Consider the following 15,421-nt stretch of genomic DNA (forward strand, 5'->3'; position numbering starts at 1 on the left):
AGTTAAAACAAAGTATGTTTTGTAAAATGTGATTGAATAGTATATGATAGTATAAAAATTGGGTGTATATTTGGGTGTAAATACCTATCATTATGACTATAAAAAGAAAAGTAACTTTCGCTATTGAAAAAAGAAAAAAGGACAATATTCTTGTAGTTGAGAATGTTCCTATCAGAGCTCGTGTTGTGTATAACGGCGGACGAGTTGAGCTCTTTACGGGTTATCGAATTGATGCATCCAAATGGGATGAACAAAAAGAAAGAGTCCGTAATGGTTGTACCAATAGACTTAAACAAAGTTCATCAGAAATCAACACAGCAATTAGTGAGCTATCTACAATCATTGATAGAATCTTTAAAGAGTTTGAGCTAAAGAATGAGATGCCTTCTTTTGAAATCTTTAAAGATGAAGTAAAACGATACTCGGATAAACAAACAATATCAGCTACAGAAAAGAATCTCTTTACTGCTTTTGATGAGTTTGTAAAAAGTAGTGGTAAACGCAACGATTGGACTGATGCTACCTATACTAAGTTTAATACTGTTCGTTCACATCTAAGTAACTTTAAGAGTAATTTTCAGTTCTCTGATATCAATGAGAAAGTACTCCTTGATTATGTTACTTTTCTTAGAGAAAAGAAACTAATGAGAAACAGCACTATTGACAAGCAAATTAGCTTTTTAAAGTGGTTTTTAAAATGGTGTAGAAGTAACAACTATACTATCGCTTATAACTTTGAAAGTTTCAAACCAAAGCTTAAGGAAACCTCTAAGCGTATCATTTTCTTGACTCAAGAGGAACTTGAGAAAATCAAAGCAAAAGACTTAAGTGATAAACCTTATTTAGACAGAGTGCGTGATGTACTTCTTTTTTGTTGCTATACAGGACTTAGATATTCAGATGCTTATAATCTTACCAAACAAGACATCAATAATGATGTGATTGAGTTTGTAACCAAGAAAACAAACGATCTTCTACGAGTTGAACTAAATAAACACAGTCGAGCTATTTTAGATAAATATAAAGATGTACCTTTTGAAGATGATAAAGCACTACCTGTTATCTCTAATCAAAAGATGAACGACTATGTTAAGACACTTGGTCAAGAAGCTGGTGTAGATGAACCTATTAGAGAAACATATTATCAAGGAAATAAGCGAATTGATGAAGTAAAACCTAAACATGAGCATCTTAGTACTCACGTAGGAAGAAGAACCTTTATATGTACTGCTTTATCTTTGGGAATACCTGTACAAGTAGTAATGAAATGGACAGGACATTCTGATTATAAATCCATGAAACCGTATATTGATGTAGCCGATACAATCAAAGCTAATGCAATGACTAAATTTGATACGATATGAGCGATACAACTTCTATTAAGCTAAGCAAGTACTCTAAATCATTAGATAGGCTTTTAAATGAGCTAGAAACAGATAATTTCACTAATGATATTTGGCAATGTTATAAGCAAGAATCTTATACTATCGTTTATAAAGAACTTGATTCAATAGATTTTGAAGTTTTACTTATTGAGCTTAGAAATAACAACTTCTCAAAAGAAACTTTATATAACATCGTTTCAATTATAGATAAGCTTAATTTATTGTTTGAAGAGTATAATAATCAGATACAAAGCTTAGATTTATATAAACTATACCACAAGATTTATGTATCACATCTATTTGATGACAAAATTAAACTTGCTATTGAAGATTTAAAACATGTACAAAAAAGAGAAATTCCTTTAGAAACCCCTAAGAATCTTAACGAAGTAGACATTGAATACTTTAAAAATGAGCTAGAGAAAATTAAAAATGAAAAGCTCTTATTTGAAAAAGAAAATACTCATCTGCTAACTGACTATTATAGTTTATTTAAAAGTCATATCTATAAAGCCAAAGGTTGGATTACAACCTATTTCCCAAAGGAACGGTTAAATTTAGACGATGATATTTTTACAAGTATGCAAGTTAACCTTCTTTATGAAGAGTGTATCTTGATGCAATGCTTCACAACTAATGATTTGAGTTTTGAAGACTTCTATCTAATTTTAAATAGAAGAAAACCTAAAGTTCCCTTTACTCAATCTTTTAAACAAGTAACCAAGTTTGCTAAAGAATTAAAGCCTTATACAGATAAAGTAGATAGACAAATTAAAGACCAATGGCGAGAATTTGTTTGTACTGAGCTTAATTTAAAGCTCAGTACAATCAAATCTTATGGGCATAAGAGTAAGAATATTTAACCTAAAAATTGAAGAAACCAATATAACTTTTAATCGTTATTTATTTCTTCTACAATACCTTTTTCGAATAAATTACAACCATTCTCTATTTTGGTTACACTAAAAATACTATCTAATCTAAAGTGCCTAATTTTTCCATTTTTTAACAAACAATTTGTTTCGATAAAAACATTTACATTTTTATTAGACAATATACTTCTATCAACAAAGATTACATCTTTATAATCTTCACTCCTTGATAAACCAATTGACTTTTTCCCATCTACAACATAAAATGTATTTGATTGCTTAAGCGCTTTTCTTATTTTAAGATTTTTAGGGGTAAGTTTTTTTAACCCTAATGAGTTTAATAACCCTTGATGGTTAACAATAACTATGAAATAATTTCTAACATAAATAATTCTTTTAGTTAGTCTATCAAGTTTATCTGAATATAGAATGTAGTAATATTGATTAATATCAAACTTGTATTCAAGAATACTTCTACCATAAGGCTCTTTAAAATTAGGGAATTTGGCCCCCCAAAGCTCCTTCTCACTAATTTCCGTTGCCTTTTCTTTGATGAGTCTAGATTCTTTTTTACTGTCTATTAAATTTACTACAAATGCTTGATAAAAATAATGCTTAAATAATATTTCCTGTATCTGTACTAAAGTATATTTTACTGTTATATTAGATTCTTCTAACTTCATTTCCTTATCTAAAGTAACTATATTATAAGAGTTGGATTCAAGCTGATCAAGATAATAGTTAAAAACATCATCTGCTTCTAGGTGTTGATTAATTTCATAAAGAATTTCAGCTTTAAAAAAATCTTCAGAATATGTTTTAGACTGAGAGTTGTACCATTTACATTTAAGTTCAATTAATGGGGTATTAGTTACTTTACAAAATTTATTTTTTTCATTAATAAATCTAAAATCAATGATACTCATTACAGGAGGTAGAAATTCTAAATGATTAGTTTCTATTAATTCCCCATTAATATTTTCTCTATTTATCTTATGTTTATGAAGCTCTATATCAATACTCTTTAACGCCACTTTTTTATGAAAATATTCATCCTTCATTAATTCACAAATCCCGGAATCAGTAAACTCTTTGTCTAGTTCAAGCATTTGCTGCAATATATCTATTTCAAATAGCATCTTTTTTCTCTCAAAAAAACCTAGTTTTTCATCACCGACTAATTTTTCAAGGTTATTAGGATAGTCTAATATTTTAAGATCTTGACCTTTTAAATTCTTAATTAAATACTTCCCTCCTTTAGAATCATAATATATACACTCAACAAAAAGCCCTTTAGGACTTTTATCATTTACTTTGTTTACAATCATTATTGGAGGGGTATACTCTGAATAACCAACAATCTTAATATTAAAATATGTTTCTGTATATGGGTGTGTATTGAATACAACCAAATCTCCTATGTTAAAAGACATTATGTTAATTTTTTAATTATACAAATATAAGTTATATTTGTATTTCAACTGCGAATAGGAGCAGTATTACGGTTGTGTGGATTAAAAACTATTATATATAGTTTACATGTCGTTACATAGAGGTAACCATGGAATAAGGTTTACAAAGAAATACCTTAGCATCAAAGTTATTTGAGATATATTTATATATATTTATTATAAGAGCTAAGATTTCTGTAACTAACAGTACAGTATTGATTATATTAATTAGACTGAAATCAAGTTCTAATAAGCTTAGGAGGTAATTCATTATCTTAGGCATAATTGTTTGAATTAGGTTAATAATGTCTGGTATACAATATACAGCTGTAAATTTAAATCGAAAGATGCAATGACTCAGTTAATGGGTACTAATCCAAGATCACTTAGTGGTTTGTTATGTAATATATAAGCGTTATTGTTATTCGCAGTTGATTTTTAATTATGGAAAAACCTAGTTGGATTAAAGAAAAAGGATATTTACATCTATCACCAAGTTTAAAATTTGGAAAGAAGTATGATAAAATAATAAGTTTACTTAATAATAAGGATTTTATAAGTAAATATGCCTTCTTCCCATTGATACATACAAATATCAAAGAGCGAAAATTTAAAAAAGGAAATTTAGAAAAACATCAATCTACAAAACGTAGACATACTCATTACCACCATAAAACGAACAAACCTTTAAAAAGTGCAAAACTTCGCCCTTTACACTATGCGACTCACTTTGATTCATTAATCTATAGTTATTATGCTTATGATTTAAATGAAAAGTATATTTCTAGATTGAAAGAAATTCCGGAGTTAAATAATTCTGTAACTGCCTATAGGAAGATATCGAGAGTAGATAATCCTAATAAAGGTAAAAGTAATATTCATTTTGCAAAAGACTGTTTTGATGAAATAAAAAGACGTGCAAAGAAAGAAGAAGAAGTTTTAGTTCTTGCTTTTGATCTAGAGAAGTTTTTTTCTTCATTAGATCACAAATATCTTAAGGAAAAATGGGCTTGGTTAATAAACGAACCTGAATTACCAAGAGATCATTACAATGTCTTTAAATCATGTACTAAATTTAATTATGTCTTATTAGATGAATTAAAAAAACTTTCTGGGAAGAAAAACTATGATGAATCCAAATTAGCATTTATTAGAAAAAACAAAGGATACAAATGTTTTTTTATTGATACAAAAGACTTCAAAAATCATATTAAAGAAGGGAAGTTACCTGTTTACAGATCCCCTTTTACTAGAACTTTAGCTAACGGTAAGAAAGTTAGTATGGGAATTCCACAAGGTTTGCCCGTTAGTGCAGTATTAGCTAACCTATATCTATTTGATTTTGATTCAAGCATAATTGAAAAAATAGTTCATGAACTAGGAGGTTTCTACAGACGATATTCTGATGATATACTTATAATTACCTCTCCTGATAAAGAAGAATTAATTGAGGATTTTGTTAAAAAAGAAATTGAAAAATACAAAATAAATTTAAGTATTGATAAGACGGAGAAATTTATATTTAAGAAGCAGAAATATAACAAATTAAATCAAGAAAGATTAGAAAGTTTAAAAATCACATTAAACGAAGATAACCAGCGAATCTTTAAGCATAAACCTTTAATTTATTTAGGCTTTGAATTTAGAGGATACAATGTTTGTATAAAATCATCTAATCTTTCCAAGTATTATAGAAAAACTATCTCTATTATTAAACGAAGAAGCAAGAGAGTGCTGAAATTAATTGATGTAAATCCTAGTACAAACAAAGCAATCTATATAAATCAATTAAAAAAGATATATGATCTACCTCCAAATAAAAAAGTTTTATCTAGTAGAGAACATGAGGCAAAGAAGAGGCGTTCTTATAGGCTTAAAAAACATTTTAATGGCTATTTCTTCATTAAACATTCCAATAGTTCTAATGATAAAACTACTAGAAAAGAAGCTACTTACTATAGTTATGTAAAAAAATGCTCTGAAGTTTTTCAAACAAAATCTTTTGAAAAACAAGTTAGAAAGCGAAAACATATAGCATTCTCAGCGATAACAAAACATTTTAGTCAAAATATAAAAAAATAGGGAAATTTAGGTTGAAGACATATATGTACAAGTACAACTCTAGTAGCAGGCACTCCTAAATAATATTTTACTTAAGGGTATTAGAATTAACTCAAGTTTATTTGGAAAATGTATGTTACTTTCAATAGTTTTAAATGCACTTAAAACTATTTTATAATAAAATCACACATTAAAGTACTTAAGAAACCACAAATCACTCATTTATAATGTTTTGTGGTTTTATTTTATTCCATTTATCACATACTATCACGGAGTATGATAGGTAGTTTTACAATGTTCGAACACAACAATTGTACAACCTAAAAAACTTTATGACATGTATTTAAACGAATTAAAAGAAAAGCCTGTTTGGCAAATGACAGGACAAGAGCTATTAAACTTATTAAAAGAAATAGCAGTAAACGAATCTCCTCATTCTTCTACTAATCAATCAAAAGATACTCTTAGTAAACGTTACGTTTATGGAATACGAGGTATAGCCGAATTATTTGGTTGCAGTATATCTACTGCCAACAAAATCAAAAAAGAAGGTAAAATCAAAAGTGCAATCTTACAGTATGGTAGAAAGATAATTGTAGATGCTGAACTGGCATTAGAACTCTTTTCAAAGAAGTAAAAGGATAACTACTACAAAACATCCTTTGTAAGAATTACAATCAATTAATTTAAATCAAGAAGTATTATGTCCTTAGATATACCTTATATCCGAGTAGGGACTTCTTATTTTAAAATTATCGAAAAACCATTAATATCAGGCGATAAGGTTAAAGTAAGAGTTCGGTGGAACCGTGAAACTATCGTATCAGATCACGGAAAGTCATACTTGGAAAACATTTTAAAATTAGACGGATTTTGCTGTATTCCAGATCATCTAAACTATCAACTCTTAGTAGATAACTTTTACAATACCTATCACGAGCTTCCAATAAAGCCAAATGAAGATAAGCTGAGTTTACAGCAGTTAGAGAACAACATTCCAAACTCTTTACATTTTGTAAAGCACATCTTTGGAGAACAGTACCTCTATGGGTTAGATTACCTAAAGTTGTTATATGAACAACCAACACAGCCCTTGCCTATACTTTGCTTGGTCAGCAAAGAAAGAGCTACAGGAAAGAGTTCTTTTATAAAGTGGCTTAAGACAATCTTTGGGCTTAATATGACCTACATCAAAGGGGATTCCTTTAACTCTCAATTTAATGCTGATTGGGCAAGTATGTTACTTGTTGCTATAGATGAAGTTTTTTTTGATAGAAAGGAGATAACAGAACGCTTAAAATATCTCTCCACTACCGATAAGGATAAAGTGGAAGCCAAGGGAAAAGATAGGCAAGAGATTGAGTTCTTTGCCAAGTTTATCTTGTGTTCAAACAACGAGGACAACTTTATTCAAATAGATGAAGAGGAAATCAGGTTTTGGATTAGAAAGATTAAACCCATTGAATCTGAAGATGTCTTTTTTGTAAATAAGCTCAAAAAGGAGATACCCTATTTCATTGCGTTTTTGCTTCTAAGACCTTTAGAGTCGAAGCAAAAAACACGCATGTGGTTTACTCCTAAGCAGATACTCACAGAGTCACTGTTAAAGCTAATTAGTAAAAACAAAGTTGAAGTAGCAATGATAGAGCTAATACACCTTTGTTTCGAGAAGATAGACGAGCAAGTACTTCGCATTGCTCCAAATGATATTCTGCTTTTACTTCGAAAAATAAACCCGAAGCTTTTTATCTCTGCAAGTGAAATAAGAAAGACTTTAAAAAAGTGGAATTTCATTCCAGAGGATAACACAAAATCTTATCAGGGAATAGAACTTTTATCTCACGGAGAGTTTGTAAAAGTAGAACGTAGAGGACGGTATTATACCATAGGAAAACCTTTTTTCTATAAAACATTTGATGCTTTGATGCAAGAATAGATTAAACAACTGACAAACAATAGTTTGACTTGCATCAAACTCTGCATCAAACTATAAAAAGACCTTATTTGATGCAAGAGTGATGCAGAAAACAAAATCAGTTTGATGCAGTGATGCAGGACTGATGCAGAATATTTAATTGAATTTCAGCTAGATACATGTTTTATGCATCACTGCATCAAATAAAACACATTTTTAATCCTTTAATCAAAAACTATGAATTGTGATACAGCCAAACAAATAAGAATAATTGACCTACTTGAAAAATTAGGTTATAGTCCAAAGAGAATAGCTAATGAGAGTTGGTGGTATATCAGTCCTTTTAGACAGGAAAAAACACCTTCATTTAAAGTCAACTTAGCCAAGAACCTCTATTATGATTTTGGAGAAGGTACTGGCGGAACAACACTCGATTTTGTGATGCGTTATAATAATTGTGATCTAAAATCTGCTTTGAACATTTTAGATAACAGTGTTTTTTCATTTGTTCAGCCGACTGTTCTAAACACAACTTCTCAAAGTGAAAAGAATTACGAAATAACATCAATTACAGAGGTAACTAATACACACCTTATACAATATGTCAAAAGTAGAAAACTGTGTTTTAAAACGGTTAAGAAGTATTGTAAACAGATACACTATACGCTGAATGATAAATCGTATTACGCTATTGGTTTTAAAAATGATATGAATGGATACGAACTTCGAAACAAGTATGTAAAAATGTGTTTAGGTTCTAAAACTGTTTCTTATATCCGTAATAATTCTAAGAAGGTAATCCTCTTAGAATCGTGGAGTGATTTTATAAGCTTTCTGACTCTTTATCCAAATACAGAATACCAATTTGATTATATCATACTCAATTCGGTTACAACCCTAAATAACACATTGCTAATAGAGTCCAACTCTTATCTGTATAAGTCTGATAAAATTAAATATGAATCGATTATTTGTCTTTTTGACAATGACAAAGCAGGTGATTTAGCTACTGAAAAAGTATTTGATACTTACCGAAATATTACCGTTGACAAACGAGTAGTCTATCAAGAGTATAAAGACTTGAATGATTATTTATTAACTATTAACCCAGATAATTCGGTGTGAGAATTACAGGATGTTATTTGACTTGCGGACTCTTGCAAAGTTGATTCGACCTGTGGATTTTGCACTGTGATTTGACGTCCTAATTATCGAGATGTGTCTTTGTCCTTACAAATTGGAAATTTGACAGCCAAAGACCATTCGTTTTTCTCCCGAAGGTCGCAAAATATGTAAGACGATGAAAAAAACAAAGAAGATAGAATTTAGAGTTACCCTTACAGAAGCTCTAATCATAAAAAACAAAGCAGAAAAAAGTAGGTTGTAGCGTTTCAGAATACATCCGAAACACCGCACTTAACTATTCTTTAGCTTATAAATTAACTCCTGACGAGGTAGAAGTTTACAAACTTTTGAACAAATACGCTGATAATTTTAGACGAATAAGCAACCTTTTTAAACTTGGCGATACAACAGGAGTTAAACAGCACACTATTGAAACAGCTAATCTAATTCGAACTCACTTACAAAAACTATTGTAATTATGATAGCTAAAGCAAAATCTTGTGTTGGTGGCACTGCGTTATTCAATTACGTGATAGATTCCAGAAAAGGATATGAACTATTGAGAAATAATCTTTCGGGGGAAACTCCGAAAGATATGTTTCAAACGATGCAGATATTGCAAAACCAAAACAGTAGATGTAAAAACAACACAATATCGGCTGTTATATCTCCAACCATTACAGATAGTCAAAAGATGAGTGATAGGGATTTAAGGATATTAGCATTTGAATTTTTACTTGGTTTACAAATCGATCCTACCAAAGCTCAATACATTGCTTTTGTTCATACAGAAAAAGAGCATAAACATATTCACATCATCGCCAATCGCATAGATGAAAATGGTAAGGCTTTAAAGGATAATTACATTGGGTTTGAAGCTCAAAGGGTAGCTCATGAAATAGCACTTAAATACGATTGGACTTCTATAAGGCAAGAAAATGAGAACAAGAAGCAAAGAGCTAACAATACTAATTTAATTGCTAAAAACGCTATTAAATCAGGTCACAGGGAAGTTTTAAGGCAGAAACCAAAAGGTTTACAAGAGTACATTTACTTAATGTTGGAAAAAGAGATTGAGGTTAAACCAAGTGTAAACAAACAAGGGAATATTCAAGGATATCGATTTATTCATTTACCAACTAATACAAACCTAAAAGCAAGTGAAGTTGACCGAAATATGAAGCTCAATGACTTGTTTAAAAACACAGCAAGTACAGAGCCTTCGGATGAAGTAAACAAATCATTAACAAATCAAAAATCATCCGAAATACAAATGCAAAATTGGAAAACAGATACATCTGTTTTATTTAGTATGTTATCTGCTTTACAGTTTGATGGTAACGATGAAGATGATGAAAAGAAAAAACGAAAACGAAGAATATTAAAAAGATAAATTATGGCTAAGAATCAACCTAAGCTAACAGATATGACTGAAATATTACTTCAACAAGTCATACAATTAGTGTATATTCCGATGAAAGTGCACCACCATTCCGACAAAGTACACCAGTTAGACTACCTCTTATAAAAAATTCTGTACTTCACTGATATTATCAAATTTACTAATTTTTTCTTGTTCTTAGAGATTTTCCTTTTAAAGTTAATCGATGTGCAGAAGCTGTCAATCTGTCAAGTATTGCGTCTGCTAAAGTTGGCTCATCAATAAAGTTATACCAACTCTCTATTGGCAGTTGAGAGGTGATAATTGTGCAGCTCTTACCATATCGATCCTCGAGTATATCCAATAGTGTCAATCTAGCATCAGGGGTCAAAGGTTTGAGTCCAAAATCATCTAGTATTAATACGTGTTGATTAGAGATGAATTTTATCCATTTAAGATAAGTCCCGTCTAATCTTGTCTGTGCTAAGTTTTCAATGAACTTACTCATACTAAAATAAACTGTTCTATAACCTAACATACAAGCTGACCTACCGATAGCACAAGCAAGGAAGCTTTTACCACATCCAGTAGCCCCAGTAATGAGTATGTTTTCAGCTTTTTCTAAAAAAAGAGTATCAGAAAGTCTTAAAATTTGTTCTCTTGTCAGCCCACGTTCCTCATTGCATATGATCTGTTCAGGTAAAGCATTATAACGCAACTTACTTGCCTTTAAAAGCCTCTTGGTTTTAGTTTCTTCCCTATATTCTATTTCAGCCTGTGCCATATTAGCTAATAGTTCATGAATGTTTTGTTGCTCGTGAACCGGTAGTTGACAAGCCACTTGGTAACGATTAGCCATAGCTGTAAGTCGTAGATTTTTCAGTTGTTCTACTGTTTTGTCTGTGTTCATAATATTATATATTTAAAAGATTTTATTTATATGCGTCTGCTCCACGTAGGTTTTCGTGTTCAGGTATTTTCTTAAACTCTATTTCAGGGTCTTCTCTCATATCCATGTTATTATCAAGGATATTTTTTAATACGCTATAATTGAAGCGTGCTCCTTTTAGAGCTCTTGTGCAAGCTTTTTCAATACGTTGTGGATGAGATTTAGCTAAACGTAGGATACCTAAACAGATTTGATAAGTATGATCAACATTAGGTTTGCTATCTAAAACTTTTTGAAAATACAATGCTGTATTTGAACCATATTCAGAAGCTACTTTTAAATAGTGATTCGCATCCCAAGTCTGGCTTTCTAAGAACGCTTGATGATTATTTGGGCGATGGGAAAGCTCTGTAGTAAAGTGGTTCTTTGAATAATTTCTTATATGTGCTGCAATTCGTTCATTGCCAAAATAGATTTCAACATAGTCTGTACAGTAGATGATTCGCACTTGTTTGCCTATATAGCGATATGGAACACTATAGTAATGCCAATCTTCTCCCAGTACTACATGATAATTTTTTTGAACTTTCGCTTGAGTATAGTTTTTAGACACATAAGGAGTTAATGGTAGTGCTTGTAAAGTTTGTTTTTCTTGTGTTTCAAATAATTCTTGACGGCTAAAAGTTTTCTTTTGAAAATTTAGTGCATGATGGGATTTCAGTTTTTCAAGTATACTCTTATTCAACGATTTTAAAGAATAGAACTCTTCATTTCTGAGTTTAGCATAAACCCGTCTGTAGGTGATTTTAACCATATTCTCCACCGAAGCCTTATCTTTTGGTTGATAGGCTCTTGCAGCTAATAAGTTTATGTTGTTGTGATTAGCCCATTGTACGAGTGTTTCATTAAACTCTGGCTCATAGCGATTTCCCTTCTTAACCCACTGTTTCATATTATCAGATATAATGGATTTTGAAGTACCTCCGAAGCTAGCAAGTCCATTATTTAAGGCTTTTATTATCTGTGGTACAGTTGCATCTACAAGAGCTTCTACATAGGCTAATCCACTAAATGGCAGTATCATTACTAGTACAGGACAAGATATTATTTCTCCAGTAGATCTATCTATATAAGTTAGTTTGTCTCCCGCAAAATCTACTTCAATTAATTCCCCTGGCTCATGGTTAATGCTTAATGTAGCTCCTTTTACCTTTGAAAATTCACTCAGAATTTCACAAAAACGAGAGTATTTAAAGCCTTCAGGATTTTCTAGAATATATTCTTGCCATAACAAATATTTAGTAACACCTATTTTTTTTAATTCTATCAAAAAATAAGGATACAGAGATTCTAAATGAACTCTACGCTGATTATCTAAAATGGAGTCTTTTTCTATTAAAACTAAACATTGAGCTAAATCACTATCTTCCATAGCTATTAGCTCTGCTAATGAATATTTAGTTTGCTGTGCTAGATCTAAATAAGATGCTATAGTTCGACGATTTATACCTGTTTGCAGGGCTATATTTCTTTGAGAAATGCCTCTGTCTAAAAATAACAGTACTTGCTTTATTTTGTGCATAGGAAGAGTTTTATTAGCCATATTTAGAAGAATGTTAGGGTTAAAAACATATTCTAAATTAGCTTAATTAATAGTTTATACTCTTCAGTGGTGTACTTTGAATCGGAATAAGTGGTGCACTGTATGTCGGAATGTCAGTTTTTTTACTGCTAAAAAAATTAACTTTACTGATGCGCTTTACCGGAATAAGTGGTATACTTTACCGGAATAAGTGGTATACTTTACCGGAATTAATGGTGCACTTTAATGGAATCGTGGTGCAGTATGGAATGGAATATCCAATTAGAGCAAACAATTAAACAAAGTGAAAAAACTCATTTAGATACCATCAAAGAATTGAGCAATATCAAAGTAACAGTAAATGTTGCTGAACTTCGACAAATAGAAAAAGAACAACAGCAACGATTACGGAATGAATTCGAGCAATTTCATCGAGAGATAACAAAAAACAATGAAGAACTTTTGAAAGTTCATAAGGCTGTTAGTACTAAAAGGTTGTTGTACTTGATAGTGCTGAACATTTTTCTACTTTTTATAACAGGCTTATCAATGTATGTAGCCGTGAAGAATACCATTGATAAATCCCAATATGAGCGTTTAGAAAACGAAAAGGAGCAATTAATAAATCAACTAGAAAATGTAAATCAGTTTTTTATAGAAAATCCTAAGGTAGCTAAATCTTTTAATGAATGGAATAAAAAGAAATAATATTTAAAATTGTTTTTGAGTTTTTTAATAATTTATTAAAATATTGAGAAAAGTTTGTAATTTATATTTCCTTCCAAAAAAGGAAGTATGCAGTAGTTACAAAATATTGTTGTTCAATTATCTTTTTACTAGATTTTTAAAGTTATAATTACGCGTTTGTTTGTCTTTTACAATTTTAAAATCCAAATTATTTTTTTTGCAGATTTCTAAAATCATTTGTTTACCTTTTTCGTAAGAACATTTAAAAGTTTCATACGTTTGTTGACTATGACTATCGTGTTCATAACTGTTTGATATGAAATATTTATTAAGCTCAGTATTTACAAGGTTTTCTATTTTTCCAGCGAATTTACTTTCTACTGCAAATAAAATTTCCCAATCAGAGTAATTTGCATATTTAGTTCGATTAAGCGATTTTGATCTTATTTCAACAGCTTTTGTATAACCGATTTTTATCAGTTCTCCAGCTAATGAACCTGCAAGATATGTAACACCTCTTGCATTGGCTCTTAATTGAAATGCAATTTTTGAAGTATCACATTGACAACAATGTCCACTTCTTGTTCTTAATGTATGTCCATGGGCTTTACAAGGTGTAACATTAAATGCAATAATCTTGTTTAAATCTTTCATGATTTCTTTATATTCTTCCTTCTTTAAGCCATATGCATTAAAAACATATTTCAATTCAATTTTTTGTTCTTTAAAAAATGCTAATTGTTCAAATGTTAATTGATTCATGATTGTAGTTACAATTTTCCTAACAAATTATCTTCTTTAATTAAGTAGAACGTTTTTTGTATTGTTGTTCTATTACAATTTGAAAAACTTCACGTAGTCTCTTATAAATTAAAAATAAGTGTCAACTATATACTTTTTTATATTAGCAACGCTTATTAAAATTTGGCATTTAGATAAAACTTTAATGTTATTTCCAAAATATCAATGATTTATGATGATAGTCTTTGTTTTTAGTTGATTCTTTATAAAATACAACATTATTTACTCTCCTAGCTTTTTCTTTAGTTCCTTTTGTTCAATTTGTTTTTTTAAAAGTTGGTTTTCATACTCCAATTTGTTAAGCTCTGAAAATTCTTTTTTACCAAACTTTGTCCAGATTACATACATAATAATTGAAATTCCTGTAATCAGCATTAGTATCAATATTAGAAAATCTAAGTTGTCATCGATTTTTTCATTAGCTATTACGATTAACGTAGATAATACTAAACCTATACCTCCTAATAAACTAATTATTCCCGCTATTTGTTCTTTCATATTTTCGGTTATTTTAAATGTTAAAGTTGAAGAAAAGCTAAATTGACTCACTGTTATCTATTTTTGAAGATAACCTAAAATTGACATTTATATTGTGTATTTAAATGGTAGATTAGAATCCTTGCTTTAATTTTTCTTGAATCGCTTCAGGATTTAACACTGTGAAAATTATTCGTGTTAATCCTATAGTATTGGCATTATCATCAAGTTTCATTTCATCAGGAATAAGTCTTGTTGTTATAATTGTGCTTTTACCGTACCATTCTAAACTAAAAACTGGATTATTTCTGACTTTACTTGGTAAACCAAGACTAACAATTAACTTATCATTGATTGATTCCCATATATTGGTTACATATTTATCTATGTATGGTTTCTGAATAATGATATTCGCATCAAGCATGATTAGTTTTCTACTCTCTTTATCAAAAGTTAATTCGAAAAAATCTATTTTATAACTGAATATAAAATTTAAATTGTTTTCTGAGGTATTCCAAATACCTACAATTTTAGTATCATCACTCTGAGGAAGAACTTTTAGATTTCCAAACGATTCTATAGGCTCTCCTAGTTTAATTTCTTTAAAACCGTTTCTCTTATCAACCTCTTTATTTTGACTAAAAACAAATAGGGGTAATAACATGATTACTAATAAAATGATTCTTTTCATGAAGTTTGATTGTAAGTAATATAAATTGTTTTTCCTAAACAAAGGAAATAAAGTCTGGATTAATCCTAAAGTCTTCTTTAAAAACAACTATATGAGCATTTAAC

General features: G+C 30.0%; 16 protein-coding genes. 10 read left to right on the forward strand and 6 right to left on the reverse strand.

Translation table 11 applies throughout. The features are described 5' to 3' along the window. Positions 1-92: 92 nt before the first annotated feature. The gene (locus E0Z07_RS14365; protein ID WP_038987111.1) at positions 93-1,364 is read left to right on the forward strand and encodes a site-specific integrase; all 1,272 of its coding nucleotides are present in this window, start codon (positions 93-95) and stop codon (positions 1,362-1,364) included. Beyond that, the gene (locus E0Z07_RS14370; protein ID WP_131540870.1) at positions 1,361-2,248 is read left to right on the forward strand and encodes a hypothetical protein; all 888 of its coding nucleotides are present in this window, start codon (positions 1,361-1,363) and stop codon (positions 2,246-2,248) included. The genes E0Z07_RS14365 and E0Z07_RS14370 overlap by 4 nt, the downstream gene beginning before the upstream one ends. Positions 2,249-2,277: 29 nt before the next feature. Here the strand turns inward: E0Z07_RS14370 and E0Z07_RS14375 are convergent, their stop codons facing one another. Continuing rightward, entirely contained in the window at positions 2,278-3,690 is a 1,413-nt protein-coding gene (locus tag E0Z07_RS14375) for a hypothetical protein (protein WP_038987113.1), read from the reverse strand. A 462-nt stretch (positions 3,691-4,152) separates the two neighbouring features. Here E0Z07_RS14375 and E0Z07_RS14380 point away from each other — a divergent pair, with 462 nt between their 5' ends. The 7 genes from E0Z07_RS14380 (at position 4,153) to E0Z07_RS18400 (ending at position 10,337) form a co-directional block, all read left to right on the forward strand. Next, positions 4,153-5,790, forward strand: coding sequence for a reverse transcriptase domain-containing protein (locus tag E0Z07_RS14380; RefSeq protein ID WP_038987114.1), 1,638 nt, complete (start codon positions 4,153-4,155; stop codon positions 5,788-5,790). 316 nt (positions 5,791-6,106) lie between these two features. Further along, entirely contained in the window at positions 6,107-6,406 is a 300-nt protein-coding gene (locus tag E0Z07_RS14385) for a DUF3853 family protein (protein WP_038987115.1), read from the forward strand. A gap of 66 nt (positions 6,407-6,472) precedes the next feature. Continuing rightward, a complete protein-coding gene (locus E0Z07_RS14390; RefSeq protein WP_038987116.1) occupies positions 6,473-7,705 on the forward strand; it encodes a primase-helicase family protein in 1,233 nt (410 codons plus the stop codon). Positions 7,706-7,921: 216 nt separating this feature from the next. Continuing rightward, on the forward strand, positions 7,922-8,809 hold the full coding sequence (locus tag E0Z07_RS14395) for a CHC2 zinc finger domain-containing protein (RefSeq protein WP_038987117.1): 888 nt from the start codon (positions 7,922-7,924) through the stop codon (positions 8,807-8,809). 275 nt (positions 8,810-9,084) lie between these two features. Continuing rightward, entirely contained in the window at positions 9,085-9,285 is a 201-nt protein-coding gene (locus E0Z07_RS18415) for a hypothetical protein (RefSeq protein ID WP_430623942.1), read from the forward strand. A gap of 2 nt (positions 9,286-9,287) precedes the next feature. Further along, the gene (locus E0Z07_RS14405) at positions 9,288-10,202 is read left to right on the forward strand and encodes a relaxase/mobilization nuclease domain-containing protein (protein ID WP_038987119.1); all 915 of its coding nucleotides are present in this window, start codon (positions 9,288-9,290) and stop codon (positions 10,200-10,202) included. A 3-nt stretch (positions 10,203-10,205) separates the two neighbouring features. After that, entirely contained in the window at positions 10,206-10,337 is a 132-nt protein-coding gene (locus E0Z07_RS18400) for a hypothetical protein (RefSeq protein ID WP_262711022.1), read from the forward strand. Positions 10,338-10,371: 34 nt separating this feature from the next. Here E0Z07_RS18400 and istB read toward each other — a convergent pair whose 3' ends face one another. Both istB and istA read right to left on the reverse strand, forming a co-directional pair. Next, on the reverse strand, positions 10,372-11,100 hold the full coding sequence (gene istB / locus E0Z07_RS14410; RefSeq protein WP_006260682.1) for an IS21-like element helper ATPase IstB: 729 nt from the start codon (positions 11,098-11,100) through the stop codon (positions 10,372-10,374). Between the two features lie 22 nt (positions 11,101-11,122). Next, positions 11,123-12,682, reverse strand: coding sequence for an IS21 family transposase (istA, locus tag E0Z07_RS14415; protein WP_233445958.1), 1,560 nt, complete (start codon positions 12,680-12,682; stop codon positions 11,123-11,125). 243 nt (positions 12,683-12,925) lie between these two features. On the opposite strand from istA, the gene E0Z07_RS14420 reads away from it, so the two are divergent. Further along, a complete protein-coding gene (locus E0Z07_RS14420; RefSeq protein ID WP_131540871.1) occupies positions 12,926-13,369 on the forward strand; it encodes a hypothetical protein in 444 nt (147 codons plus the stop codon). A 117-nt stretch (positions 13,370-13,486) separates the two neighbouring features. Here the strand turns inward: E0Z07_RS14420 and E0Z07_RS14425 are convergent, their stop codons facing one another. The 3 genes from E0Z07_RS14425 to E0Z07_RS14435 form a co-directional block, all read right to left on the reverse strand. Then, positions 13,487-14,110 carry a GIY-YIG nuclease family protein gene (locus E0Z07_RS14425; RefSeq protein WP_038987121.1) on the reverse strand — a complete coding sequence of 208 codons (624 nt, stop codon included), beginning with the start codon at positions 14,108-14,110 and terminating at the stop codon, positions 13,487-13,489. 261 nt (positions 14,111-14,371) lie between these two features. Further along, positions 14,372-14,647, reverse strand: a complete 276-nt coding sequence (locus E0Z07_RS14430) for a hypothetical protein (RefSeq protein ID WP_038987122.1) — start codon at positions 14,645-14,647, stop codon at positions 14,372-14,374. Positions 14,648-14,759: 112 nt separating this feature from the next. After that, complete coding sequence (locus tag E0Z07_RS14435) at positions 14,760-15,317, reverse strand: hypothetical protein (protein ID WP_038987123.1); 558 nt, start codon at positions 15,315-15,317, stop codon at positions 14,760-14,762. Between the last annotated feature and the right edge of the window lie 104 nt (positions 15,318-15,421).

Origin of the sequence: Myroides odoratimimus (genome assembly GCF_004337635.1) — a bacterium.
Taxonomy (GTDB): domain Bacteria; phylum Bacteroidota; class Bacteroidia; order Flavobacteriales; family Flavobacteriaceae; genus Flavobacterium; species Flavobacterium odoratimimum.

Coding starts and splice junctions, on each gene's coding strand:
- E0Z07_RS14380 (WP_038987114.1), top strand. CDS start 4,153: ATGGAAAAACCTAGTTGGATTAAAGAAAAAGGATATTTACATCTATCA.
- E0Z07_RS14405 (WP_038987119.1), top strand. CDS start 9,288: ATGATAGCTAAAGCAAAATCTTGTGTTGGTGGCACTGCGTTATTCAAT.
- E0Z07_RS18400 (WP_262711022.1), top strand. CDS start 10,206: ATGGCTAAGAATCAACCTAAGCTAACAGATATGACTGAAATATTACTT.
- E0Z07_RS14430 (WP_038987122.1), bottom strand. CDS start 14,647: ATGAAAGAACAAATAGCGGGAATAATTAGTTTATTAGGAGGTATAGGT.
- E0Z07_RS14435 (WP_038987123.1), bottom strand. CDS start 15,317: ATGAAAAGAATCATTTTATTAGTAATCATGTTATTACCCCTATTTGTT.
- E0Z07_RS14375 (WP_038987113.1), bottom strand. CDS start 3,690: ATGTCTTTTAACATAGGAGATTTGGTTGTATTCAATACACACCCATAT.
- E0Z07_RS14385 (WP_038987115.1), top strand. CDS start 6,107: ATGTATTTAAACGAATTAAAAGAAAAGCCTGTTTGGCAAATGACAGGA.
- E0Z07_RS14370 (WP_131540870.1), top strand. CDS start 1,361: ATGAGCGATACAACTTCTATTAAGCTAAGCAAGTACTCTAAATCATTA.
- E0Z07_RS14420 (WP_131540871.1), top strand. CDS start 12,926: ATGGAATGGAATATCCAATTAGAGCAAACAATTAAACAAAGTGAAAAA.
- istA (WP_233445958.1), bottom strand. CDS start 12,682: ATGGCTAATAAAACTCTTCCTATGCACAAAATAAAGCAAGTACTGTTA.
- istB (WP_006260682.1), bottom strand. CDS start 11,100: ATGAACACAGACAAAACAGTAGAACAACTGAAAAATCTACGACTTACA.
- E0Z07_RS14395 (WP_038987117.1), top strand. CDS start 7,922: ATGAATTGTGATACAGCCAAACAAATAAGAATAATTGACCTACTTGAA.
- E0Z07_RS14390 (WP_038987116.1), top strand. CDS start 6,473: ATGTCCTTAGATATACCTTATATCCGAGTAGGGACTTCTTATTTTAAA.
- E0Z07_RS14425 (WP_038987121.1), bottom strand. CDS start 14,110: ATGAATCAATTAACATTTGAACAATTAGCATTTTTTAAAGAACAAAAA.
- E0Z07_RS14365 (WP_038987111.1), top strand. CDS start 93: ATGACTATAAAAAGAAAAGTAACTTTCGCTATTGAAAAAAGAAAAAAG.